General features: G+C 41.4%; 24 protein-coding genes and 1 pseudogene. 20 read left to right on the forward strand and 5 right to left on the reverse strand.

What is annotated here, in order from left to right:
• Positions 1–132: 132 nt before the first annotated feature.
• Positions 133–1,506, forward strand: a complete 1,374-nt coding sequence (gene rlmD / locus HHK01_RS03070; RefSeq protein ID WP_170006371.1) for a 23S rRNA (uracil(1939)-C(5))-methyltransferase RlmD — start codon at positions 133–135, stop codon at positions 1,504–1,506.
• Positions 1,507–1,832: 326 nt separating this feature from the next.
• Entirely contained in the window at positions 1,833–2,837 is a 1,005-nt protein-coding gene (locus HHK01_RS03075) for a DUF3231 family protein (RefSeq protein ID WP_170006372.1), read from the forward strand.
• Positions 2,838–3,198: 361 nt separating this feature from the next.
• Here the strand turns inward: HHK01_RS03075 and HHK01_RS03080 are convergent, their stop codons facing one another.
• From HHK01_RS03080 to HHK01_RS03090, 3 genes are all read right to left on the reverse strand, one after another.
• Positions 3,199–3,411 carry a UPF0236 family transposase-like protein gene (locus tag HHK01_RS03080; RefSeq protein WP_228027711.1) on the reverse strand — a complete coding sequence of 71 codons (213 nt, stop codon included), beginning with the start codon at positions 3,409–3,411 and terminating at the stop codon, positions 3,199–3,201.
• Between the two features lie 268 nt (positions 3,412–3,679).
• The gene (locus HHK01_RS03085; protein WP_170006374.1) at positions 3,680–4,879 is read right to left on the reverse strand and encodes a DUF2812 domain-containing protein; all 1,200 of its coding nucleotides are present in this window, start codon (positions 4,877–4,879) and stop codon (positions 3,680–3,682) included.
• A complete protein-coding gene (locus tag HHK01_RS03090; protein ID WP_170006375.1) occupies positions 4,872–5,192 on the reverse strand; it encodes a PadR family transcriptional regulator in 321 nt (106 codons plus the stop codon). The genes HHK01_RS03085 and HHK01_RS03090 overlap by 8 nt, the downstream gene beginning before the upstream one ends.
• A 176-nt stretch (positions 5,193–5,368) precedes the next feature.
• Between HHK01_RS03090 and HHK01_RS03095 the strand changes: the two genes are divergently transcribed.
• Complete coding sequence (locus tag HHK01_RS03095) at positions 5,369–5,533, forward strand: hypothetical protein (protein WP_170006376.1); 165 nt, start codon at positions 5,369–5,371, stop codon at positions 5,531–5,533.
• A 124-nt stretch (positions 5,534–5,657) separates the two neighbouring features.
• Here the strand turns inward: HHK01_RS03095 and HHK01_RS03100 are convergent, their stop codons facing one another.
• Positions 5,658–6,200: a helix-turn-helix domain-containing protein gene (locus HHK01_RS03100; RefSeq protein WP_170006377.1), complete on the reverse strand. Its 543-nt coding sequence runs from the start codon at positions 6,198–6,200 to the stop codon at positions 5,658–5,660.
• Between the two features lie 211 nt (positions 6,201–6,411).
• On the opposite strand from HHK01_RS03100, the gene HHK01_RS03105 reads away from it, so the two are divergent.
• From HHK01_RS03105 to HHK01_RS03135, 7 genes and pseudogenes are all read left to right on the forward strand, one after another.
• The gene (locus HHK01_RS03105; protein ID WP_170006378.1) at positions 6,412–6,702 is read left to right on the forward strand and encodes an alpha/beta hydrolase; all 291 of its coding nucleotides are present in this window, start codon (positions 6,412–6,414) and stop codon (positions 6,700–6,702) included.
• Between the two features lie 222 nt (positions 6,703–6,924).
• Complete coding sequence (locus HHK01_RS03110) at positions 6,925–7,680, forward strand: GTP cyclohydrolase II (protein ID WP_170006379.1); 756 nt, start codon at positions 6,925–6,927, stop codon at positions 7,678–7,680.
• Entirely contained in the window at positions 7,673–8,791 is a 1,119-nt protein-coding gene (ribD, locus tag HHK01_RS03115; RefSeq protein ID WP_170006380.1) for a bifunctional diaminohydroxyphosphoribosylaminopyrimidine deaminase/5-amino-6-(5-phosphoribosylamino)uracil reductase RibD, read from the forward strand. The genes HHK01_RS03110 and ribD overlap by 8 nt, the downstream gene beginning before the upstream one ends.
• 688 nt (positions 8,792–9,479) lie before the next feature.
• A pseudogene (locus HHK01_RS03120) lies at positions 9,480–9,852 on the forward strand (transposase); the annotation flags it as partial.
• A gap of 236 nt (positions 9,853–10,088) precedes the next feature.
• Positions 10,089–11,264, forward strand: a complete 1,176-nt coding sequence (locus HHK01_RS03125; protein ID WP_170006381.1) for a M20 family metallopeptidase — start codon at positions 10,089–10,091, stop codon at positions 11,262–11,264.
• A gap of 543 nt (positions 11,265–11,807) precedes the next feature.
• Positions 11,808–12,620 (forward strand): DUF3100 domain-containing protein, encoded by an 813-nt coding sequence (locus tag HHK01_RS03130; RefSeq protein WP_170006382.1) that lies wholly within the window; start codon positions 11,808–11,810, stop codon positions 12,618–12,620.
• Between the two features lie 5 nt (positions 12,621–12,625).
• Complete coding sequence (locus tag HHK01_RS03135) at positions 12,626–13,081, forward strand: hypothetical protein (protein ID WP_170006383.1); 456 nt, start codon at positions 12,626–12,628, stop codon at positions 13,079–13,081.
• A 350-nt stretch (positions 13,082–13,431) separates the two neighbouring features.
• Here the strand turns inward: HHK01_RS03135 and HHK01_RS03140 are convergent, their stop codons facing one another.
• Entirely contained in the window at positions 13,432–13,776 is a 345-nt protein-coding gene (locus HHK01_RS03140; RefSeq protein ID WP_170006384.1) for a winged helix-turn-helix transcriptional regulator, read from the reverse strand.
• 194 nt (positions 13,777–13,970) lie between these two features.
• Here HHK01_RS03140 and HHK01_RS03145 point away from each other — a divergent pair, with 194 nt between their 5' ends.
• From HHK01_RS03145 to HHK01_RS03190, 10 genes are all read left to right on the forward strand, one after another.
• Positions 13,971–15,029 carry an LLM class flavin-dependent oxidoreductase gene (locus tag HHK01_RS03145; protein WP_170006385.1) on the forward strand — a complete coding sequence of 353 codons (1,059 nt, stop codon included), beginning with the start codon at positions 13,971–13,973 and terminating at the stop codon, positions 15,027–15,029.
• 13 nt (positions 15,030–15,042) lie between these two features.
• The gene (locus HHK01_RS03150; protein WP_170006386.1) at positions 15,043–15,609 is read left to right on the forward strand and encodes an NADPH-dependent FMN reductase; all 567 of its coding nucleotides are present in this window, start codon (positions 15,043–15,045) and stop codon (positions 15,607–15,609) included.
• A gap of 64 nt (positions 15,610–15,673) precedes the next feature.
• Positions 15,674–16,219 (forward strand): NADPH-dependent FMN reductase, encoded by a 546-nt coding sequence (locus tag HHK01_RS03155; RefSeq protein ID WP_170006387.1) that lies wholly within the window; start codon positions 15,674–15,676, stop codon positions 16,217–16,219.
• Positions 16,220–16,717: 498 nt separating this feature from the next.
• Entirely contained in the window at positions 16,718–17,638 is a 921-nt protein-coding gene (locus HHK01_RS03160) for a helix-turn-helix transcriptional regulator (RefSeq protein WP_170006388.1), read from the forward strand.
• A gap of 319 nt (positions 17,639–17,957) precedes the next feature.
• Positions 17,958–18,971 (forward strand): ABC transporter substrate-binding protein, encoded by a 1,014-nt coding sequence (locus tag HHK01_RS03165; protein WP_170006389.1) that lies wholly within the window; start codon positions 17,958–17,960, stop codon positions 18,969–18,971.
• An 82-nt stretch (positions 18,972–19,053) separates the two neighbouring features.
• Positions 19,054–20,067 (forward strand): FecCD family ABC transporter permease, encoded by a 1,014-nt coding sequence (locus HHK01_RS03170; protein WP_170006390.1) that lies wholly within the window; start codon positions 19,054–19,056, stop codon positions 20,065–20,067.
• A complete protein-coding gene (locus HHK01_RS03175; RefSeq protein WP_170006391.1) occupies positions 20,064–21,107 on the forward strand; it encodes a FecCD family ABC transporter permease in 1,044 nt (347 codons plus the stop codon). Before HHK01_RS03170 ends, HHK01_RS03175 begins: the two co-directional genes overlap by 4 nt.
• Before the next feature lie 209 nt (positions 21,108–21,316).
• A complete protein-coding gene (locus tag HHK01_RS03180; RefSeq protein ID WP_170006392.1) occupies positions 21,317–22,129 on the forward strand; it encodes a DUF368 domain-containing protein in 813 nt (270 codons plus the stop codon).
• A gap of 545 nt (positions 22,130–22,674) precedes the next feature.
• On the forward strand, positions 22,675–23,853 hold the full coding sequence (locus tag HHK01_RS03185) for a M20 family metallopeptidase (protein ID WP_170006393.1): 1,179 nt from the start codon (positions 22,675–22,677) through the stop codon (positions 23,851–23,853).
• A 217-nt stretch (positions 23,854–24,070) separates the two neighbouring features.
• Positions 24,071–26,017 (forward strand): DUF2075 domain-containing protein, encoded by a 1,947-nt coding sequence (locus HHK01_RS03190; protein ID WP_170006394.1) that lies wholly within the window; start codon positions 24,071–24,073, stop codon positions 26,015–26,017.
• Positions 26,018–26,033 lie beyond the last annotated feature (16 nt).

Below are 26,033 nucleotides of genomic sequence, written 5' to 3' on the forward strand. Positions count from 1 at the left end.
ACTGATCGTATATGTAAACGATCGAGATCTCTTATGCGGCAGAGACTCGCTTTTCTTTTGTTCGAATAAGCTCGTCTCCCTCACGTGTGGTACACTAGTCCCAACTAAAAAAAGAAAGTGATGACGTATAGAATGGCAAAGCAAACAGCACCCGTGAACAAAAATACAATCGTAGAAGTAACATTTGAAGACTTAACACACGAAGGACAAGGCGTCGCAAAAGTAGACGGCTTCCCTTTGTTTGTACCATACGGATTACCTGGTGAAAAGGCGACAGTCAAGGTCGTGAAGCTCCAAAAAGGCTACGGATTCGCACGCATTATGGAGATGAGTGAGGCAAGCCCAGACCGCGTCGAACCACCGTGCCCGATCTATAAAGAATGTGGCGGCTGCTCCTTGCAACACCTTAGTTACGAAGGACAACTCCGCGCCAAACAAAAGCACGTACAAGACGTCATGCAAAGGATTGGCGGCTTTCCAGACGTGAATGTGCTCCCAACACTCGGCATGGACAACCCATGGACGTACCGGAACAAAGCACAAGTACCAGTCGGAGAGCGGGAAGGCGGCCTCATCGCCGGCTTCTACCAAAAACGTTCCCACGAAATCATCGACATGGAAACGTGCATGATCCAAGGCGAAACGAACGACCAGCTCGTCCAGCACGTCAAAGAAATTTGCCAGAAGTACGGGGTTGAGGCATACAACGAAAAAACGCACAAAGGTAACCTCCGTCACATTATGGTGAGAACCGGTGCGAATACGGACGAGATCATGCTCGTACTGATCACACGGACAAAGGATTTGCCACATCGGAAGGCGATCCTGGAAGAAGTGGTCGAGGCGTTCCCGAATGTGAAATCGATCGTTCAAAGCATTAACCTAAAACGCACCAACAAAGTCATCGGCGACGAAACCCGTGTCCTGTGGGGAAGAGACGTCATTTACGACACAATCGGTGGAGTGAAATTCGCCATCTCGGCGCAATCGTTTTACCAGGTTAACCCTGAACAAACTGAGGTTCTCTACGGCAAAGCGCTCGAATACGCAGGCCTCACAGGAGACGAAACTGTCATCGATGCTTACTGTGGAATTGGGACGATCTCGTTGTTTTTGGCCCAGAAAGCAAAACACGTCTATGGAGTGGAAATCGTTCCGCAAGCGATAGAAGATGCAATGCGGAATGCGGAATTGAACGGGATCCGAAACGTGAAGTTTGAAGCGGGAGCGGCTGAAGATGTGATTCCGCGTTGGGTGGAAGAAGGCGTAGAGGTAGACGTATTGGTAGTCGACCCACCACGGAAAGGCTGCGACGCGTCGTTGTTGGAGACGATTTTGGAGATGAAGCCGAAGAAGGTTGTGTATGTGAGCTGTAATCCAGCGACGCTGGCACGGGATTTGCGGGTGTTGGCGGATGGTGGATATGGTGTTGGGGATGTGCAGCCGGTGGATATGTTTCCGCAGACTGGGCATGTTGAGTGCGTGGCGTTGATAGAGTTAAAATAGCTTGGTGGCAATAGGTTTAGCGGTTTTTGACTAAAAATTGAAGTGTGTTTTTGTTCCCTCGGACTAATGGTTCGGGGGATAATTTCGGGTGGTGACGGTACCATTCACTTAATTCCCTTGAGATGAAGCACGAGTACCATCCCCTCAATTCTCCCATTATTGTTAAAAACTAGGGAGACACAAGAACCGTCCCCGTGTTTCCCGAATAAATTGAAATTAAAACCACTGCTCTTCCGTCATAGAAATGAACATCAAAGTTGGTGGGATAATATAATTTACTTAATATATCCATAATATTTGGAGAACATTATTCATGAGGTGATTTTATGGATAAAGAAGATTTAAAACTCACGTCTGCTGAAATAGGGACTTTGTGGGGGGAATATGTAAACGGAACAGCCGTTGATACTGTGAACAAATATATGTTATCAATCATAGAAGATGAAAAGATAAAAACGCTTTTTGAAGATGCGATAAAGACATTTGGTAAACAAAAGAAACAGATAACAACATTCATCGAAAACGAAGGGTTTCCCATTCCGATTGGATTTACTGATTCAGACCTTAACAAAGGGGCAAAAAGACTGTTTTCAGACATTTTCTGTCTACACTACCTACACATCATGTCACTGCATGGTATATTAGGTCATACTACATCGCTTAGTGCTTCTGTGAGGAAGGATTTACGACATTTTTATGATTCTTGTGATGATGATGGGAAGAAGATGTACCACAAAACAATAGAATTACTACAAGGAAAAGGACATTACCAAAGAGACCCTTATTTTTATCCTGAAGCAAATCCTGAATTTGTTTCAGGTCAACAATTTTTGGATGGCTTTTTTGGGGACAAACGCCCCTTAGCAGCAACAGAAATTATTGCCCTTTCCTTTAACATGAAGAAGAAAATAATGGAAAAGACAATTTCTATTGCATTTAGTCAAGTGACTCAATCAAAAGAGGTAAGAAAATTTTTAAAGTCAGCACAAAAAACTTCAGATGAGCAAATACAAACTTTGGGTAACATACTACACGGAGATAATTTGCCTGTTCCAATGTCTTGGGAAACTGAAATCACAACTTCTCAGGATTCTCCTTTTTCAGATAAGTTAATGCTGTATCACATTGGATTCTTATTACAAGTCGCACAAGCTTATCATGGAGCAGGACTTGCATCAGCAATGCGAACAGACCTCGTAATGAATTATGAAAAAATTATATTAAAGAACTTAACAGTTACAAAAAATTGGTTCAATTTAATGACAAAAAATAAATGGTTTGAGCAGCCACCACTTGCTCCAAATAGAAAAGAGATTGCAAAAGACAAATAGCTTGTGGAAGCACGGGGACGGTTCTCTTGCTTCCGAAGCAGCAGAAGAACGAAATCGCTAACGTGATGGCTCATTAAAAGAAGTTCTAAAAACAAAAATACCTTAAAAAGACATAAAAAATGAAAAAGTATGCTGTTTTAAGCCAATCTAAAAATTCAAAAGTTGATGCTAATGCCTGACCGCCTGCTGACCGATATAATGAACAAGGATTTTATATTAGAGAAAGGAAAAAACGCCTCCCTATTAAGTGGTTCTGTACCAACAGTTCCACGGGAGACGTTCCAAAATTAACATTATGGTGATTATCACTAGTATTGCATCAATTTAATTATGCTATTAGTAATAAACAGAATATTCAACTTTATCGCTTTGTGCAAAGAAAAAGCACTTTATAGTAATTCCGCTTGACCTCCACAAATCCGAATAGCGTTTCCTGTTGGCATACTCGCTTATCTTTCAAAGCGAATCTTTTTTTGTCCCGGCTCTCTGCTAGTTGCTTGTCTACGTCCTGTAAAACCTCCGTCACTAGATTGCGCATGAACAGCATGCCTACGTCCCATATATGGCGTTCAATCTCTTTTCAGACCATCCATAGTATGCTTGTTCATAAGAGTTCTCTCTTTGTGCTTTTGGTTTTGTCGCTTACAAGCATATAGGAGAAGAACTCTTTTTGCTTCTCAAAGCCCATGACCGCGCTACCGTATTTGTTCAACTGTGTCTTCATTTCGTTCATCATAATGCTCTGTTGGTGGTTCAAAGGGCATTCGTTTCATAGTTAGCCTCCACGTTAAAAGTTGAGTTCTTTTCTTACATTGAACCGATAACAAAATCAATTTCAAGTATTATTCCAGAATTAAATTAATCTTCTCTACTAAGTTTTCTATTACTGAATTTATACCCGCATAGCCATAATACCTAACGTGCATGACCGCTTTTCCTTTAAAAGCAAATACTTCTTTCATTTCCTTTTCCTCATGAACAATCAAAAGATCCAAGTCTGGATGTTCTGTTTCAACAAAATCTTCTCTACTATCTTCATATCTATATCTTTCTATTAAATCAGAAATCAGATTATCCGCCAGAGCTGGTATACTTAGCTGATAAACCTGTGTATGAATAGCCGGTGAATATTCACCGCTTCCATCCTCCCACATTTTCCCGGGAACCACACCCTGTTCATCTGTTTCATATTGCACGGGTGCCGATAGACTCCAATCATACGAATACCGGTTGCCCCAATCCACATTGTCACTCACATAGGAAGGTTCCTCTCGAACCATTGCTGGATTATCTTCTACATCAGCTAACCTGACAATCGGTAAGTCAAGACTTGCTTCGGGTAATGTTTTCGTATCCATCTTTACAAGCTGAACGAATGGAATGATAGCGCTCAATCCAACTACTACTGTAAAGAGAAAAGCGACGGTAGAATGTAATCGGTAGTGCTTCTTCCACGGAGCATGATGATTAATCGGTTTGCCTTCGATAAGTTTTCTTCGCAAAGCACGAATGGAAATGGATGCTTGGAGCGAATTATAGGTCGTGTATCCGAAGAAGATCGCTAAAATTAATTGTTGAACAACACCACCTTCCACCATAACTAAGGTCGGTGTCCCATCAAGAAACCAAATAGCAGAATTCATTCCGATAATTAAAATCGCTGAGACAACTACTATAACAGCATTCGAAGCTAATTTCTTGTCCAGTTCCTTTAATGTATAAGACTGCTCAGCCGGATCTGTATGAAGCTCTGGTGCATTGCGTTCTTCCGGTGATGAAAAGACATGAAAAGAATTATAGCTTGTTACATAATCCCAACCACTTTCGGCATACATCTGTATTTGTTCTGGTGTAATCTTCTTCTTTATGGATACATCTATTCTATATCTCATTTTCTTCTGTTCACCTTTAACGAATTTTGCGAAATGTATCCCCATCTTTTTTAGATGCAACCCTTTAGCCGCCATGTCTGAAAACCAGCTTTCATGCTCACCAATTCGCCAATAATCACTGGGCCGAAGTTTATGGACTGTTTTATTCATCCTCATCACCTTCCTCTAAAATGCTACTATCTTTTATCAAGGCTTTCAATCGACCATACTCTATACGCAGAGCTTGTTCCCCTTCTGGTGTTATTTGATAGGTCTTCCTTCTGCCATCATCTTCTGCTAGAGATATAAGACCGTCTTTTTGCATGCGTGAGAGTACTCCGTAAAGTGTCCCAGGTCCCATTTTTAATCTGCCATTTGATACTTCTGTAATTGCATGCATAAGCTGATACCCATGGTTAGGACGCATTAACGCTAGTAGTACATAATACATTGCTTCGGTCATCGGTCCTCCGTTATATGCCATTGTTTACATCCCTTCTTTGGTTCTTTAAAATATTATGCATCGCAGTATTATGTATGGCGATATATCGTATAACATAATAATACTTCATGAAATATCTACTGTAAATGATTAGTTTTGTTTTGTGGTATACTTGTTTTCCTTTAAAGGTTCATTGGTACAGTCGGAAGGGGAATACTATGAGGTTAAATATACTAATCGGTACTTTGCTCGGCTTTACATTTGTATTTATCATAACAGGTATTTGGAAAAACGAATTTGACTGGACTTTAAGTGGTTCTGCACCAAAAGTTCCACGGGAGACGTTCCGGAATTTACATAATGGTGATTATATCAGATTATAAGTTGGTCGAGAAACGATACGTTGAGGAGCGGTTTTCATTTGTAAACGAGAAATAATCCATCTTGGCTTAACGGATGAGTTATTTCTCGATTACTCTTCAATGAATGCCTCACCATCCCTTTCTGTTAAAATAATACATCATTCAATTCAGAATCCGAATAAATTGAAATTAAAACCACTGCTCTTCCGTCACCAATATTTTTAACGCTATGTGGAACACTTGCATTCCAGCTGAAGGAATCACCTTCTTCTACAATAACAGAGTCCTCTCCTTGTTCTGCTAAAATTTTCCCCTCCAACACAAAATGGCACTCTTCTCCTTCGTGTGAGTGCGGATCTCCGATAGAGGCTCTCACAGGAAATTCGACTATCATCATTCTTAGGCCGCCCTTTGAGGTTAAATGCTCAATCTTTAAGTCTTTAAAAGAAGATGTATTTCTTGTATCTTTTCGAACGACATGCATGTGTTGATTCTTTTCTAATAGTAGGTAAGGTAACGGGACTCCTAGAAACCCTGCAATTGTATTGAGTGTGTTTATAGATGGTGAAGTGTTATTGTTTTCGACGTTGCTTATGAATCCTTTAGAAAGACCTGTCTTTTCGCACATTTGAGCAATGGTAATTTTTTTTCGGTTTCTTATTGTACGAATTTTTGTACCAATATCCAATGTAGCCACCTCTGTTGTTTTATTTGAAACTTAATTACATATTAGCAAACAGATTATTGACAATCTACACTTCCGTTGTTACTGTATAGATAATAAATATTCATATTAGGAAACAGAAAATCATTGTCTGTTTGTTTCGTAATAGGGATTTTTTATCTCTATATGAATTATAGGAATGTAGGTAGCCACTTATTCAGAAGGGATGATTCAATTGAATTCACCAATGATTTATGAACTTCGCAAACCATCTCAGATTAGTGGATATATTCCTGAATTCGTCAAGGGGGAATACAGTCTAAAGCCTGTTGATCAGCTTTCTTTATTTATTTCTCACGGAGAACTTGATAACATCCTACCATATGGATGGGGATTAGAAAGCAATGAGTTTTTTCAAGGACTAGGTGCACAAGTAACCTTTGAAGCTTATCCAGAATATCACACTGTTTCATTACAAAATCAACAAGATTTTAAGGAATGGCTGATGGATAAATTAGACAAGTAATAAGGGATGATTATTACGATTACTTTCATTTCAGGGGTAGTTCTTTCTTTTTGAAGTAAAAGTGAGATGTCGAAGTAGACTACAAAGAGCTTGCCAATATTTAATCAAGGCTGAAAAATACAAGCAATTTCTTGTATTCTTGATCAGCATGAAGATTTTAATCTGTCGATGGGTAGAAAGTGCTTTTAATAACCAAGCTATGAAGAAAAGGTGGTAATTGTTATGACACAAACAAAGTTTGGATCAAAGGTTCTATCCGTGCTAGAAGATAAAATTCAATTAATTAGAACGAATAAAGGTGCAATTTATTTAGTAGGACCCATTCGACTTCCTGTTAATTTGTACGGGGAGACGGTTGTTTTTCAGTGGTATTGTTGGTTGAATTGTGAAGAAGTAACAGAAGACTATGAAAGGATTATTCAAAAGTTATCTTCTGCTAATTTAGCTGAGTTACAGCAATCAAGCGTTTTAGCATTTGGTGATTTTTCTAATGGAGATGACGCCATCATTAGAATGCACTCCATTTGTCATACAGGGGATATATTTGGCAGTAAACGATGTGATTGTGGATACCAATTGAAACAATCAATGAAAATTATTGCGGACCATGGAACGGGTGCGTTATTTTATTTAGCTAACCATGAAGGAAGAGGGATTGGGTTGTTTAGTAAGGCAATGGCCTATGTACTTCAGGAAAACGGCTATGATACCGTTGATGCAAATGAAAGTCTAGGTTTTGTAGATGATTCAAGAAACTACGATGATGCGATTGAAGTGCTTAAAGCACTAAGATCCAAACCGGTTACGCTCATGACAAATAACCCCAAAAAACTAAAAGCATTGAAAAACTCCGGCTTGAATGTGTCAGGAAGAAAGCCACTATGGGGAGATGTTTCAGAGTTTAATGAGAACTATCTTCAAACAAAAATAAAGCGTTCAGGTCATATAGAGGAAGAGGGGGCTTATCCGAATGACTAATGATGAATTTTATATGGATATGGCTCTGAAAAATGCAATAGCAATGAAAGGACAGACAGATCCAAATCCATTAGTAGGTGCTGTGATTGTAAATGATCACCGTGTGGTTGGAATTGGGGCACATTTAAAAGCAGGTGAACCACATGCAGAAATCTTTGCCCTTCAGATGGCTGGTGATCAAGCGAAAGGCGGGACGATCTACGTAACGCTGGAACCATGCTCCCACCACGGAAGAACAGGACCTTGCGCAGTAGCTATTGTAGAAGCTGGAATTAAGAAGGTCGTTGTTGCTACACTTGATCCAAATCCAATTGTCTCCGGTAAAGGGGTAAAAATACTTCAAGACTCTGGGTTAGAAGTCGTTATTGGGGTGGGGATGGAAAAATCACAACGGATGAATGAAGTATTTAATAGGTTTATTGTTCAAAAAAAGCCTTTTGTAACATTAAAATCGGGGATAACATTGGATGGAAAAATTGCCACTCATTCGTCAGATAGCAAATGGATTACATCAGAGGAAGCGAGAGAAGACGTTCATCAGCTTAGAAACGAAAATATGGCAATACTAGTTGGGGTGAACACCGTGATTAAGGATAATCCGGAATTGACGGCTCGAATTCCTAATGGACGTAATCCTATTCGGGTGATTATGGATTCGACGTTAAAAATACCTCTAGACTCAAAAGTGATTTCAGATAAACTGGCTGAGACATGGATTTTTACAAGTGGTAACTATGACGAACAAAAGAAAATAACACTAGAATCTCTAGGAATCCAGATTTTTCATACGAATGGAATGAATCAGGTAGATCCAAATGAAGTATTGAGAGTTTTAGGTGGAAAGCTTGTCTCTTCTTTATTGATTGAAGGGGGCGGTGGTATTAACGCTTCTTTTCTTGAGAATCAATTAATCGATAAAGTAGTTGTCTATATTGCTCCAAAGTTAATTGGTGGGGATCGAGCACCGACCTTTTTAGAAGGAGTGGGGATTGAAAAAATGGGAGACGCCGTAGAGTTATCGGATGTAACAGTAGAAAGTATTGGAAAAGATCTTAAGTTTGTCGGGTATCCAATCAAGGTCCCGAGAGCCGTCCCCTCCGGCTCTTTTTGATAGACTCTCGGCATTCACCGAGGTATGCCGTTCAAGGGGCGATTGAGTCAAGATTTAGTGGGAGAGCTTTTTTACAAGAAGTCAGAGTATATTGTAAAAGCCTGTAATTCCACGTCTTATAAGCGTTTTCTTAATTATTGATACTGGTCATCTTATCGTATTTTGCTAATTTTTTAAGCTGCTCAATCCTCTAAGCGCGGCATACAGTGGCTTCGCTGCGGACTGGCCGAGTACTGGGATTTTTGGCGGACAAGTTCCGTTACTTGCTTCGGGATGGATCTGACTTGTCGCGTGTGGTTTTGAATGCCTTCTGACTTCTCGAGCCATTCCAGTACAACTCCAGCTACGTTCTGAATGGACCATCCATTCAAGCCTGCTACGAAGACGTCCCCATCATGCTCATCACGCCTTGTTCACACCAGGCACGACCCCCTTTAAAGCGCTTCGCAAACACGTTCATCGTACCTTCCGCGCTACCGCTTGGTGTCCCCTCTGTAAGGAAACGGAACGGAAGGAATATTCTATTTCCTTACAGAGGGATTAATTTTTGGGTCCGGTGCTTCCACATATATTTTACTCATACTTTTAATAGAGAACGAGTCAAGCGGTACGAATCAAGAAAATTTTTAAGTAACTACTATTCTGCTGGTCTGTGTATTTTTAAAAAGAGCAATTATGAAATTGATTCAATCGACTTGAATTTTATAATGAGGCCAAACAGTTTGAAGACCCGAAAGCATTTCAAGAGTTAATTGATCAGTGTTATAACCTAAACTGGTATAGCTATACCAAAAGGACATTTTCGGGTCCTTTGGCTGTCATCGAATATCTTGGCCGTTACACCCATCGTATCGCCATATCCAATCACCGGATTCTTTCGGTTCAAAACGATACGGTCACAATTCTCGTGAAGGATTATAAAAACAACAATGAAAAAAAGACTGTAAAGATGAAAGGTGTAGAGTGTATTCGTCGATTGTTAATGCATATTCTTCCGAGGAAATTTGTTCAGACACTATGGACTACTAGCGAATCGAAACAAAAAAACGAAGCTGCAACTCTGAGTGAAGGTCAAAAGATTAAAACCTCATAGGCCGGGGATCGCGACTTCATTCTTCTAGGCAATCAAAAATTTTGCGTGTTAGTGGTAGCATGAAAAAACAGAAAGGCACAATGGGTGGATTAGATCCGCTCATTGTGCCTTTTCTCTCGCAAAAAGAGGAAACAGGAATAATATAGTTATCTGTCGAAGATGTTTATACTGAATGTTTTTATAATTCTAGAAGGGGTGTCACGAATGGAACAATTATACAGTCGTTTAGAAACGCTACAGGATGAGATTGTGGAAATCCGGCGGTATCTTCACCAACATCCTGAACTATCTTTTGAAGAGGTAAAAACGGCAGCATATATCGCTGAGTATCATGCAAACCTAGACCACGAGGTGCGGACGAACGTAGGGGGACATGGGGTTCTTGCGTATTTGAGAGGGGATCAACCAGGTCCTACAGTGGCTTTACGTGCAGACTTTGATGCGCTACCAATTCAAGAGCAGACGGAAGTCTCTTTTAAATCAGTGAATGACGGTGTGATGCATGCTTGTGGGCACGATGGGCATACGGCAACATTGCTCGGGCTAGCAAAAGTGCTAAACAGTATGAAGTCCGAAATCAAGGGCACGATCGTTTTCCTGCATCAGCATGCAGAAGAATTACCACCGGGTGGAGCTATTTCGATGATTAAGGATGGGTGTCTGGATGGTGTAGATGTCATATTCGGTACCCATTTACAAGCACAAATGCCATTAGGGGAGATCGGGTATCGAACTGGAGCGCTTCAAGCTGCGCCAGATCGATTTGATATTACCATTCAAGGAGAAGGTGGGCACGGTGCAGCCCCGCATCAAACAAAAGATAGTATTGTCATAGGCGGACTGCTCATAAATAACTTACAACAAATTGTGAGTAGAAAGATAGACCCGCTAGATTCAGTTGTTGTATCTGTTTGTAACTTTGAAGCAAAGAATCCTTACAATGTCATTGCAGATACTGCCCAATTAACTGGGACTGTTCGGACGTTTAAAGAAGAATCGCGTGATTTTGTCGAAAAGGAAATTGAAAGAGTTGTAAGTGGCACGTGCCAGGTGTCTGGTGCCAGCTATGAATATACGTATACACGAGGGTACCCTACCTTGGTGAATCATAAAGAAGAAACTGAGTTTGTTGCAGAAGTAGCAAAGGTGGTTCCTGGTGTCGAAGCTGTTTCTGAGGTACCGCCAATTATGGGAGGAGAAGACTTTTCCTACTATTTACAACACGTAAAAGGAACCTTCTTCTTTACAGGAGCAAGAAATCCAGAATGGGACAAAGTGTACCCACACCACCACCCGAAATTTGATATCGACGAAAGGGCATTAGTCATTGCAGCGAAGGTTCTCGGTACGGCTGCGTTGCAATATATGAACGAAGGCTGAAATAGGATTACTATATAAAAGGCTGTTTTCTAAAGGGTTGTTTTTTATAATGAAGTTTCATTGCATATTAGCTATATGATGCGACATAAGACACCGCTCCGGAAATACACTTCGCTTTCCGCGGGCTCCGCGCTGAGCCTCCTCGTTCACAAAGTACGCTCTCTGCGGAGGCCCACAGGACGTGGGTCAGAAAGGCGTTGCCACAGGACGTGGCGCCTTTAGCCTTTCTTCCTTGTTCTGCGGGATCAGCGGGACAGGTGAGACGTGTCTAGCTACAGCGGTCTGCTCCCGTCTGAAAATAACCTTCGTCTTTTGAGGCAAAAAGCGCCTCTAAAGCCAAAGAACATTTTTCAGAGGGAGCAAAACGGACCGCTTCCGCATTTCATCCCGCAAGAGCGCAGCGATGAGGAGGCTCACCGCCCGCCCCGCGGAAAGCGAACGCCTGGAGCGGAAATCAACACAGCATTACGTCACATCATGGGATAACTGTTTAGTAAAAACAACAAAGAATACGACAACAGCCTAAAATAAGGAGGAGAGCAAATGAGTGAACGTGCACTAGGCATGTGGAAGGATTGGCGACTACACTTACTCGTGTTTGCGATTGTGTTGGTAACTGAATTCATCGGATTATATGAAATTCCATTAGGTCCAGGAGTTATTTTACTATTACCTATGCTGTATGCAGTCATTATCGGAATTGGACTATTCTTTACACCACTTGTAAAAGAAAAACAATCGATCAATGCCGAGCCGCTTGTATTTATATCGGTTACACTGCTCATTGCAAAATTCGGTGTACAGGCAGGCCCAGCTTTACCCCAATTGATTGAGGCAGGCCCAGCTTTACTCCTGCAAGAATTAGGGAATCTAGGGACCATACTTTTAGCTTTACCTCTTGCAATCCTTCTTGGGTTGAAGCGTGAAAGTATTGGGATGACACATTCCATAGGAAGGGAACCAAATGTAGCATTAATTACAGACAAGTATGGTTTGGCTTCACCAGAAGGTCGCGGCGTTATGGCAGTCTATATATTTGGTACTGTTTTCGGATCTATTTTTATGGGATTGGCATCAGGCTTTTTAGCAACCATTACACCGCTTCACCCGTATTCCTTTGCCATGGCGACGGGGATTGGGAGTGGTAGTATGACGGCAGCTTCATTAGGGCCACTAGTTGCAGAGTTTCCTGATATGGCCGCAACGATTACTGCCTATTCTGGTGCTAGTAACCTTCTCACATCTGTAACTGGGTTATATGCTAGTATCTTTATTGGATTACCGCTAGCTGAAAAACTGTACAAAATCATGGTGAGAAAAAATCAAAAGTTCGATAACAATTCAAAGGAGGTGTAGCGAGCGTGCTAAAAAACATTCAAGAGTGGGTCATGCTCTTTCTTATCATTGGCTTTATTATCATGATTGGGAATTGGATAGGATACGATGTGATGCCCCTTCAGGCAGTTCCGGGGATTCTAACATTAGCGTTACTTAGTTTGGCAGGGTTAATTATTCATAGGGTTATACCGTATAAAAAAATCCCTAGTATAGCCTATATTGGGATCCTTGCGTTTATCGTGACGATTCCGGGAATGCCTGGTTCAGAGCAAATGGTAACTTGGACGTCCGAGGTGAATCTTTTAGCTATCGCAACACCCATTTTAGCTTACGCAGGAATCTCAATAGGTCGTTCATGGACAGATTTTGCAAAACTAGGATGGAGAACCCTTGTAATCGGAATGTTCGTCTTACTTGGCACGTATTTAGGATCAGCATTAATTGCTGAAATTGTATTAAGAATTCAAGGGATTATCTAAGTGTAGTGGTAAAAAGAAGGGATGTCTGACAAGTCCCCAAAATGAAGCAAGTAGAGAAAAACGGGCCATTTTTCTCCACTTGCTTTCGTATTTTTTCGATTTTCCCCGGTATTGGCATTTGTTTATTGGAGCGAAAGGTGCGAGACTCATGCGGGAAAAGCGAGTCATAGGAAGTCCCCGCAGGAGCTATAGTGCTGAGGAGGCTCCGGGACCGCCCGCGAAAGCATGAACTTGGAGCGGATATCAACAACCCGGTTTAATAGAGGTTTGAAAAAAGCGGCTACCAGAAAGTCATGTTTTATTTACTTTCCGGACAACTCCTTCCATTCACTTTCCCACGCAACTTTTTTCTACATCTCCCCCCTCAACCTCTCCTGTTTATGCAACACATGCCTCGTTCCCCAGTCATGCATAGCCGCCAATATCGGTTCTAAACTCTTCCCATACTCAGTAATCGAATATTCTACTTTCGGTGGAACCTGAGCGTAGACAACTCGTTCTATAATGTCCTCATCTTCTAACTCGCGTAACTGCTTCGTGAGCATTTTTTGCGTGATTCCGGGCATATTTCGTTGAAGTTCATTAAATCGTTGTGTACCTTTCTTCAGTAAATGTAACAGGATAATTGGTTTCCACTTTCCTACCAATATCCCTAGAGCGTCTTCTACTCGACATAGTTCCGGTTCAATTGTCATGATACATGTCCTCTCATTAGTATCGTTTTGGATACTATATTACTTTGAAGTGCGTACTTCCATTATTTTATCTTATGATCCATAATAACATGATGAACGGTTTCGTTTCTAAATACACGAAAGTTGAACATGTAATTCGGGCACAATGTCATGAGAGAATCTTTTCTTAAATTATATGTAAAGGATGAAAATAGATGGAGAAATACGGTATTGATCAGCGTAAAGGACTAGAGTTTGGCATTTATACATTAGGTGATCACTTGCCAAATCCTGAAACAGGAGAAAGAATTTCAGCAGAAGAACGGATTCATGAAATTATTGAATATGCGAAACTTGCGGATCAGGCGGGGATTGACTTTTTTAGTGTAGGGGAAAGTCATCAAGAGTATTTCGCCACACAAGCGCATGCTGTTGTCCTCTCAGCGATAGCTCAGGCAACAGAGAACATAAAAATTGCAAGTTCTTCAACGATTATTAGCACATCAGATCCGGTTCGTGTCTATGAGAACTTTGCGACGTTAGATTTAATATCGAAGGGTCGTGCAGAGCTCATTGCTGGGCGCGCATCAAGAGTAGGACTGTTTGATTTGTTAGGCTACAATCTCCGAGATTATGAAGAGTTATTTGAGGAGAAATTTGAGCTACTTTGTCTGATCAATGAAGAAGAAGTTGTCAATTGGAGCGGAGAATACCGTGCTCCATTACAAAATGCAAAGGTGCTTCCGCGTCCGAAAAACGGTAAACTCCCTATTTGGCGTGCAGTCGGTGGTTCACCTGCTAGTGCCATAAAGGCTGGTTATGCTGGTGTTCCAATGTTTATGGCTCATTTAGGTGGACCCGTTTCTGTATTTAAGCGGACAGTTGACGCTTACCGAGAGGCTGCACAAAGTAATGGCCATGACCCAGCGGAGCTTCCTATTGCAACTGCAGGATTTTTCTATGTGGCTGAAAGCTCTCAGCAGGCACTAAAGGATTTGTATCCTCATATTAATGAAGGAATGAAGAAAACGAACGGACAAGGATTTGCAAAGCAGCTTTTTGCCCAAGGGGTAGATCCGCATAATGTGATGAATGTCGGTAGCTCACAGGAAGTCATCGAAAAAATTCTGTATCAGCATGAAGTGTTTGGTCATCAGCGTTATATTGCACAAATTGACTTCGGTGGTATGCCGTTTGAGCGATTAATGAAAAATATTGAGATCATTGGTACTGAAATTTTACCAGCAATCAAAAAATATACAGCCAAGAAGTAAGGAGGTCGCCAACATGAAGGTTGTCGCGTTATCTGGTTCAAAAGTTGGATCAAAAACAAGAACGGCTTTGAATTATACAGTAGAAGCTATTAAGGCAAAAAGTCCGGAAGTGGAAGTGACCGTTATCGACTTAGCTGAATACGATGTTCAGTTTAGTGATGGACGGAATTATTTGGAGTATGAAGGGGACACCGGCTATGTAACTCAAACCATTATGGAAGCAGACGCTATTATGATCGGGACGCCTATTTTTCAGGCATCCATACCGGCAACATTGAAAAATATTTTTGATCTACTACCTGTCAATGCATTTCGTGATAAAGTGGTGAGTATGCTCGTAACAGCAGGCTCAGCCAAGCATTACCTAGTTGCAGAGCAGCAGTTAAAGCCGATATTAGCTTATATGAAAGCGCAAATGGTCCAAACTTATGTTTTTATTGAGGAAAAAGATTTCCACCGAAAAGAAATTACAAATGATGATGTGGTATTCCGCATTGAGCGGTTAGCGGAAGATACCATTGTATTAGCTGAAACATTTGCGAAAATTCGTGAAGACAAAGAGGCTGAATACGACTTTTGACATTCAAGATAAGCTTGACACAAAACAACCGCATCCACAGTCGGTTTCAAAATAGGAGGAAAACATGAAACTTGTCGGTATATCAGGAGCGTTAATTGGGTCTAAAACTTCAAAGGCAGTTCACGAAGTGTTAGTAGCTGCTAGAGCACTTGACGCTAACATTCAAACAGAGTTGGTTGATTTGCAAGATTATGAAGTCGAATTTGTAAGAGGGACACCATTATCTTATTACAATGACGATACATGGACGGTTGTCAACAAAGTGTTGTCAGCTGATCTTCTTGTGGTGGGAACACCGATTTATCAAGCTTCTATTTCTGGTGTACTTAAAAATCTTTTTGATCATTTGCCAATTGATGCCTTTAAAAACAAAGTAACAGGCATTGTGACAACAGGGGGAACAGATAAACATTATTTAGTATCGGAATATCAGTTGAAACCTATATTATCTTACTTAAAAGGTATTGTTCCTCCAACTAGTGTATTTGTTCATTCTGACAGTTTCAATGAACAGAATGAAATTGAAGATCAAGACATTTCTACTCGAATAAAGAAATTAGCACAAGAAATGGTGCTTCTTCAACAACTAATGAACGAACAGGATTCCTAAATACATTACATTTCCCTTGAAAAAATCTCCTTCGCAACCTGATCAATATGCTCTTTTCAACTAACAGAGGATAACGTTTCATAATGAACGATGTCAAAGTAGTAGGGAAGCGGCAGTTCTTCGTTTAATTGGATTCGAAGGAGATTTTCGGGTTGTTCTGTAATATCCCTCCGAAAAGGACAAGATCAACATCAGGATCGTTATGATAGTTTCCCATTGCCCAGCTTCCCAAAAATGGCAGCGTGACAAATTTCCTCTAACTCTCCTAATTTCATCGTAACCCCCTTTGTTAATTCCACATCTATTTTACCACACAAACTGGAAGTATATGGTATCCCCACAAGATAGTAAAGCTTAAAAACAATGTATTTTTTTTTAGTTGTAAAAAAAGTGATGCTGGTGATTGACGATAGAAGGAGGCATTTGATAGAGTTTAGTTAATAATGATTATCATTGTTATAAGAGGAGTCGAAAAGTTTACGCCAGTAGGTCCTTGTCATGCAAATTAATTACAAACTGCCTGAAGAGCGAATGTTCTTCCATGTCGATAGCTACGATAAAGTTTCACGGCAATACTTTCTCGATAAGTCCGGAAAGGAGAATCTAATGCATACCGAAGCCCCTTTCGATGATAGACTCGCTGTTTATTTGTACAATTTGGTAGACATCACACATATTTATTCAGAACAATTTTCTTATCAAAATACATTCTTGTATACCCTCCTGTTAGTGAATGACGGTAAGGGAACCATTTCCATTGACGGGCGGAATTACCCTTTGCACCGGCATAAGGCGTTCATTATTGCTCCGCATACCTCTGTAAATGTCTATTCCCATTCACAATGCCCACTCGATTATTATCAGATACAGTTTCACGCTCTTCAGACTAAGGACCAAAGTCAGTTTGCCCCTGCTGAGCTTAACTGCCCGAATGAGTTACATATCACACATTTTCATTATCTGAGCGATAAGATGCATGAGATCGAGACGAAACATAAAAGTAGAAACAAGTGGGATAGCATGAAGGCGAATATTCTGTTTCAAGAAATGATTCTCCTCCTATTCAAAGAGTCTGTTCCGTCACAACAGTCAGGGGCAAATCAATCGATTACCCTTACGTTGGATTATATAGAGCAAAACTATCCACTACATATTACCCGTAAGAAGCTTGCAGAAATGGCAGGAATGAGTACTGATTATTACTCGCGCGCATTCAAGAAAAAAGTCGGGAAAAGCCCAATGGAGTATTTGAGTGACATTCGCATCAACCAAGCGAAACAACTCCTCATGATGTCTCACGATACTTTACGTTCTATTGCCCATCAGGTCGGTTTTAGCGATGAGTTTTATTTCAGTCGCAAATTTAAAGCTGTGACAGGCAATTCACCAACCGCTTACGTGAGCAAAATTAAAAACTAAGAAAAGATTGCTTCACTAACATCTCTATACATGGTATACCTCACTATCACATGACCTATTGCTGTACAAAATAGAGGAGCTACTCATGTCGGATTCATCCAAAGAGTGGTCGTAAATATCCATGTTCATTCAAGTCGTTTCCCGTATAATCAGTAATGAGAATCAGTATCACTTATTTTGCAAAGTATACGAAGACAACCTCATCCTATAAAGGAGAAGCGGATGTGAACACGAAACCGGCGGATAGCACCCTGGAATCAATAGTTAGTTTGCAGAATGGTGATTATTGAAAACTAGAGGGAAAGGAAGAGGGATACGAATGGGTAAAGGAAATAAGTCATTATTCATGTTTGCGATGATTTTTCTATTTATGCTGGTGCTTGCTGGTTGCGGGGCAAGTGAACAAGGAGAGTCAGCTTCTCAACCAACTGAAGAAACAACCGCAGGGCAGTCTAACACCAACGAAGAAAAACAAACGTCCGAAGATAAAAGTGTCAGGGTGATCGAACACGCGATGGGGACTACTGAAATTGAGGGAACTCCTAAAAGAATCGTGACGCTATATCAAGGAGCAACAGATGCTGCTGTTGCCTACGGTGTGAAGCCTGTAGGGGTTGTTGAATCCTGGGTGGAAAAGCCTATTTATAATTATTTAAGAGATGATCTGGAAGGGGTTCAGGTTATTGGCTTAGAAACTCAACCTAATTTAGAAGAAATTTATAAGCTAAAGCCAGATCTCATTATTGCTTCAAAGTTACGTCATGAAGATATATACGAACAGTTGTCAGAAATTGCTCCTACAGTCATGGAAGAATCAGTATTTGAGTGGAAAGACACAGTCCGTTTGGTAGGGCAATCCTTAAATAAGCAAGAGGTAGGCGATCAGTTGTTAGCAGATTGGGACAACCGCGTGAATGATTTTAAAGAAAAGATGGGCGATCGATTGCCAATTGAAGTAGCAATTACGAACTTTAGAGCCGATCATGCGCGTATTTTTTACATGGGGTATGCCGGGAAGATCTTGCAGGAGCTAGGTTTTACACGACCTGAAGGCCAAACGGAAGATATTTGGGGAGTGAAATTGACTTCCAAAGAAAGTATCCCAGACATGAATGCCGACATGATTTTCAATTTCAACTCAGGTACAGAGACCGAACAGATTCAACAAACGTATGAAGAATGGACAACTTCTCCTTTGTGGAAGGAACTAGACGCTGTTCAAAATGATCAAGTCATTATGGTCGATGAGGTGAAATGGAATAGTGCAGGCGGTTATATAACGGCCAACATGATGTTAGACGACCTTTACGAGATATTCGAATTGGAAAAATAGAGAAGCGATAAAGCTGCAAGAAGGGGAGGAGATGGCATTTTCTATCTTTCTCCCCTTTATCATTTCATGAGAGAGTGAGGATATGTTTCATTTTTTTTCGAGTACAAAAATGAAGGTAGTAGGCTTATTGCTGCTTCTAGTTTTATTAGTTGGTTCCTTTGTGGCCAGCATTATTTTCGGGAGAACGCCTATTACATTCGACATGGCACTAGCTGCCCTGCTAAACTATGATGCGAATTCAATAGAACACATGATTATTTATACGGAGCGTTTACCACGGGCTGTGATTGCCACATTTGTTGGCGCAAGTCTGGCGGTTGCGGGTGCACTGATGCAGGCGTTAACAAGGAATCCATTAGCTTCCCCTAGTATTTTCGGAATTAATGCAGGAGCTATATTTTTCGTCGTACTAGCTAGCCTCTTTCTTTCCATCTCGTCCTTAGTTTTTTTAATGTGGTTTGCCTTCCTTGGAGCATTCCTCTCAGCCATTATCGTGTATTTTCTCGGTTCTTTAGGGAGAGACGGACTGACTCCACTCAAAATTATATTAGCCGGTACCGCTGTAACGGCTATGTTCACTTCTTTTACGCAAGCCATTTTAGTTTTTAATGAAACGGGTATGCAAGACGTTTTATTTTGGTTGGCTGGGTCTGTGAGTGGACGCACACTCGCTATGTTGCTCCCTGTGTTGCCATTTATGGTACTGTCAATCGTGGTTTCGATGTTTATGGGCCGGGCAATTAATCTATTACTATTGGGAGATGATGTTGCGACGGGGATGGGTCAGAATATCGTCTTAGTGAAGCTAGCCATGGGGATCGCGATTGTTTTACTTGCAGGTGGGTCTGTGGCGGTAGTAGGATCTGTTGGTTTCATCGGTCTCATCATTCCTCATGTTTCGCGTGGTCTTGTTGGAAATGATTACAGGTGGATGCTCCCTTTTTCAGCGGTTTTAGGGGCGATTTTGCTATTGGGAGCCGATGTGCTGGCAAGACTCGTCATTATGCCACAGGAGGTCCCCATCGGTGTAATGACAGCTTTTCTAGGGGTGCCCTTTTTTGTCTATATTGCGCGTAAGGGGTTGACGAAGAAATGAAACGATATATGTCATTTCGAAACAAAAACGAGTCAATTTCTTTTCAAATTGAAAAAAGATCAGTGTTCGTGATCTCTTTCCTTACTCTTTTTTTATTACTCTTTTTTGTGGTGGGTACTGGGTTAGGAGATACACGAATTGCTCCTATAGAAGTGATCCGAACAATCTTTGGAACGGGTTCAGGAGAGTATGACTTTATCGTGCAAAATTTACGATTACCACGAGCGATCGTTGCCCTACTTGTCGGAGCGGCACTTGGCGTTTCAGGTGCAATCCTTCAAGGAATTATTCGGAATCCACTTGCTTCCCCAGATATTATCGGCATTACGGGAGGGGCATCTGTAGCCGCCGTTAGTTTTATTACTTATTTGAGTGGCGCAGTCAGCATAAAGTTATTGCCATTAGCCGCCATTGCAGGGGCTATTACCGCATCGCTACTCATCTACGTTTTGTCTTGGAGGGATGGGGTTACTCCGATGCGCCTCGTCCTGATAGGGATAGGAATTTCTGCGGCGATGAGTGCAGCCACTACGTTGATGCTTGTTATGAGTCCCTTTTTTTCGGCAGGCCAAGCTTATATTTGGTTAACAGGCAGTGTTTACGGTGCATCTTGGGAGGATGTGTATCCCTTATTGGCAGTGAATTTGTTGTTTATTCCGCTCGCTCTTTTTTATGCGAAAGCTTTGAATGTACAAGAGCTAGGCGATGAAATAGCGACGGGTCTAGGGGCTACCGTTCAGAAACATCGGTTTGTGCTTTCTTTTATTAGCGTGGTGTTAGCAGGATCAGCTGTTTCTGTAGCCGGCGCTATTGGATTTGTAGGCCTCATAGCACCACATATTGCACGAAAATTAGTAGGTCGTCCTTTTGGTAGTTTACTTTTAGCTTCTGCTTTAATAGGCGGATTGCTCGTATTTACTGCTGACCTGATCGCGAGGACGGCTTTTTATCCGCTTGATATTCCCGCTGGAGTCTTCACTGCGGGTGTCGGTGCTTTATTTTTTCTTTATTTATTATTCAGGAATCGACATGACTTATGACATACGTTGGAATAGGGGAGAAGTGAACATGAACGATAGACGAATTGCAAAAGAGGCGACAGCACAATAACCTCTCATAAAATTGTGGAATTTACCCAATGAATTTACGAGAGTTTTCGTTTATGATAGTAGAGTCTATCTTCATACATCATCAAGCATCACATTAGAGTTTTCGTACAAAGTACAAGCTATATTAGGAGAGACTAATAATGGAATGGAAAAATCTGTACCGTGGAATGATTATGGGAGTGACCGATTTGATCCCTGGTGTGAGTGGGGGAACGATGGCCGTCGTGCTCGGCATTTACGATCGACTACTCGAAGCAATTAGTGGTTTCTTCAGCAAGGAATGGAAGCGGCACCTTGGGTTTCTCGTCCCACTCGGCATAGGGGTCGTGATCGCTCTTCTTGCTTTGAGTCGACTCATTGACTATCTTCTTAAGGAGTACTTTGAGCCGACGCAGTTCTTTTTTATCGGGCTGATTATCGGTGTAATTCCTTTTCTTATTCGACATTCGGAGGCAAAGCGCTATTTTACAACGCGGCACATTATTGCACTCATTATAGCAGCAGTTCTGGTTGCTTCCATGGCGTTTATCAAAACGGACACCTCGGCAGAGCCAATAGAATCATTAACGATATTGTCGGCAATTGGCCTATTTTTGTCAGGGTGGCTGGCAAGTATGGCGATGCTGTTGCCGGGCATTAGTGGCTCGTTTATTTTGCTACTACTAGGTGTGTATTCAACGGCAATTCGTGCGCTGTCCACACTTGATCTACCATTTATAGCAGTCATCGGTGCGGGGGTAGTGGTCGGATTTATTATTAGTAGTAAAGGGATTCGATACATGCTGTCACACTTCCATCACATGACGTTTGCTGTGATTATTGGGCTCATCATCGGGTCCATCGCGGTTGTTTATCCTGGGGTGTCCGGAGACATCGCTACGAACATCATTAGTGTCGTCACGTTTGTTGCCGGTCTTTTGTTGACTTTGGCTTTTGGGGCGAAGAGTAACTGAAGCATGTTGAATTTTACGGGTTTAAAATGGAGGGGGTCAATATAATTGGCTCCCTTTTCCTATTTTCGTTACTATATCTCGGTTAGTTACGTGCGTTTCCTCATTTATAATTCCCATCTTTTCTGTTCTATCCCAGGCTAACGCTCTTATCTCGGGAATAACGCTCTTATCTCGGGAATAACGCTCTTATCTCGGGAATAGCGCTCTTATCTTGGGAATAGCGCTCTTATCTCAGGAATAACGCTCTTATCTCGGGAATAGCGCTCTTATCTCGGGAATAGCGCTCTTATCTCGGGAATAACGCTCTTATCTCGGGAATAGCGCTCTTATCTCGGGAATAGCGCTCTTATCTTAGGAATAACGCTCTTATCTTGGGAATAGCGCTCTTATCTAATACTTAGATACTAAACACACTCCCTTTAGTCACCTTGATAGAAACATGACGCCTTCTTATTCTTTCAGGAAATACTTTTCTGCAATCTTGTCCTATCATATATGGTACGATGTGAGAAAGAATTTATCTGAATACAGAGGAGAATGCAAAGATGAAGGACGAGATCAGACAGCATATCAGCCAAATCGAACAACAACTATGGAACATTAGCGACGACCTGTATGCACACCCCGAACTAGGCGACCAAGAGTTCCGTTCAATGGAGAAATTAGTAGACCTCTTAAAAGCGCACAGCTTTGACGTGGAGGAAGGGATCGTAGGCAGACCAACTGCGTTCAAAGCAGTTTACGATAGCGGGAAAGAAGGCCCCACGATTGCTTATTTGTCAGAGTACGATGCTTTGCCTGGTGTCGGGCATGGCTGTGGACATAATCTGATTGGAACGATGGGCGCAGGAGCTGGCGTTTTATTAAGCAAAGTGGTAAGCGAAACGGGCGGAAAAGTCGTTGTTTTAGGAACACCTGCTGAAGAGACGAACGGGGCTAAAGTTCCGATGGCAGAACAGGGGATTTTTGATGACATTGACGTGGCAATGATGGTGCACCCGTCAGGCGAATCTGTGGAAAGTGGTGAAGCGCTCGCTATGGACGCGATCCAATTCACGTTTACTGGCAAACCAAGCCATGCTGCCGCTGCCCCTGAAGAGGGAATAAATGCTCTAGATGCTGTCATCCAGCTATTCAACGGAGTCAATGCCCTTCGCCAACATGTGAAATCGGATGTGCGAATCCACGGGATCATTTCAGAAGGTGGCGTGGCAGCCAACGTCGTTCCAGAGAGAGCAGTTGCACAGTTTTACGTGCGAGCAAAAGATCGAAACTATTTGGACGAGGTCGTAGCAAAAGTCAAAAACATTGCAGAAGGGGCCTGCCTCATCACGGGAGCTACGCTGGAGATCGAAAACTACGAACTCAGCTATGACAACATGATCACAAACCAAACCTTATCGAAGCTGTTTACAAATAATTTGCTATCCACAGGCGTCAAGCAAGTTCATAAAGCAAAATCCGGATCAGGCTCCATCGACATGGGCAACGTCAGCCAAGTCGTCCCTGCCATCCATCCATATATCGGACTCGACTCACCAGGACTCGTCGCCCACACAAAGGAATTTGCGGATAGAACGGTGACGGATGTGGGACATCATAGTTTATCCCAAGGAGCACTCGCACTAGCTTTGACGGGGTATGATTTGTTGACGGATAAAGTGGTGTTTGCGGAGATGGTGCGGGAGTTTCGAGAGCGTAAGGGGGAGGTTGTTGAGGCTTAAGCTTCTGCAGTAATCTTGACAAAATAAAAGCATAGTTTATTCCAAATGGTGCTTCTGTGAGGCACTTTTTTTGTTTTTACAAGCCACGGGCGCAATGAATAAACGGTGTGATAGAATAGGTACAAAGTTGGAAAAGTGGATGTAGAAAAACTTAAGTAGGAAAATTATTCACACATGGACCTAATTTGAGCAAGTCTTCCAGTGGAGGTGAAAGGAAATGATCGTTTATGAGGCGACAAAATCCGAATTTTTAAGTGATGTCTTTGATGACGAACTTGTACAAAACATTTGTAGTAACTATAACGCCAAAATTGGCCGTATTAATGAGCGGGAAATTCGATCGTGGGATAACTCAATGCAGTATATGTATCGAGTTTTGAACGATACTGAAATACCGAATGATGCAGGTATTGCTATAGAGTATAAGATTCCTCACAATTCAAAAAGAGTAGATTTCCTTATTACAGGCAGGGATGATGCTGATGATTCTGTTGTCATCGTTGAGTTAAAACAATGGGGAAGTATTGAAAAGGTAGAGGGGAAAGAGGCCATTGTTAAGACGGCAATGGGAGGACGTGGATTAGTAGAAACGACTCACCCCTCCTATCAAGCATGGTCTTATGCAACATTAATAAAAGATTATAACGAAAATGCTCAAGATGAGAACATTCAGTTGTATCCGTGTGCCTACCTACACAACTATATTGATTTAGGAGAACAGGACCCTCTTGTAGATCCTATATACAAATACTATACGGATCAAGCTCCTGTGTTTGTAAAAGGCGATGCGGGTAATTTACGTAGCTTTATAAAGCGGTACATAAAGTATGGCGATCAAAAAGAAAACTTATATAAAATTGAAAAGGGTCGAATTCGTCCATCTAAATCCCTTCAAGACTCGCTAAATAAGATGCTACAAGGGAATCAAGAATTTATTATGATTGACGAGCAGAAAGTTGTGTTTGAGACAGCTCTTCAACTTGCAAGTGAAGCCTTAAGGACGAACGTAAAACAAGTGTTAGTGGTTGAAGGTGGTCCAGGAACCGGCAAGTCAGTGTTAGCGATTAATCTGTTGGTAGAATTAACAAGCCGAAATTTAGTCTGCCAATACGTCACAAAAAATGCAGCCCCAAGAAACATTTATACAACAAAGTTAAAAAAAGATTATCGAAAAGGACATATCGACAACTTATTCAAGGGCTCAGGAAGCTACATAAATGCACTAGAAAATGAATTTGATACTCTTATTATTGATGAAGCACACCGTCTAAATGAAAAATCAGGCATGTTTCAACACCTTGGCGAAAACCAAACAAAAGAGATCATCAATGCTTCTAAGCTTGCCATCTTTTTTATTGATGAACGTCAAAGGGTCACCCTTAAAGATACTGGTAGTTTGGGAGCAATTCAACATTTTGCAAAAAAACATGATGCAAATATAACTAGCTTGAAGCTAGAATCACAGTTTCGGTGTAATGGTTCAGACGGTTATTTGGCCTGGATTGATGATGTACTACAAATTCGTGAAACGGCAAATTTCAATAGTATGACAAGTAACTATGATTTTCGGATTTTCTCAGACCCAAATGAATTATATAAAGAGATTCAACAGGTTAACCAATTGAACAACAAATCACGATTGGTTGCTGGTTATTGTTGGAATTGGATCAAAGATGGAAAAAACAAAACGAATGTCCACGATATTGAAATTCCTGAATTTCATTTTTCTATGAGTTGGAATCTAGCCAATTCTGGTACATGGGCGATCGATGAAGAATCCGTTCAAGAAATCGGGTGTATCCATACATGTCAAGGATTAGAGTTTGATTATGTAGGAGTCATAATTGGGGACGATCTAATTTGTAGAGATGGAAAAGTACAAACAGACCACACAAAAAGAGCGAAGACCGACTCATCACTTAGGGGCTTAAAGAAAATGCTAAAAGAGAAGCCGGAAGAAGCAAATCAACTTTCAGATGAGATTATTCGAAACACATACAGAACGCTAATGACACGAGGACAAAAGGGTTGCTTTATTTATTGTACAGATAAGCAATTAGAACATTACTTTCGAGACCGTCTGCACAAGGTTGAGTACACATATAGCGAGAATGAGTTCTTTAAACCATTATCGCTAGTTGCTGAGAAGAAAGAAGATTATTAAACACGAACTTAGCGAA

The organism is Bacillus fonticola, assembly GCF_012955605.1.
GTDB lineage: Bacteria > Bacillota > Bacilli > Bacillales > JC228 > Bacillus_CG > Bacillus_CG fonticola.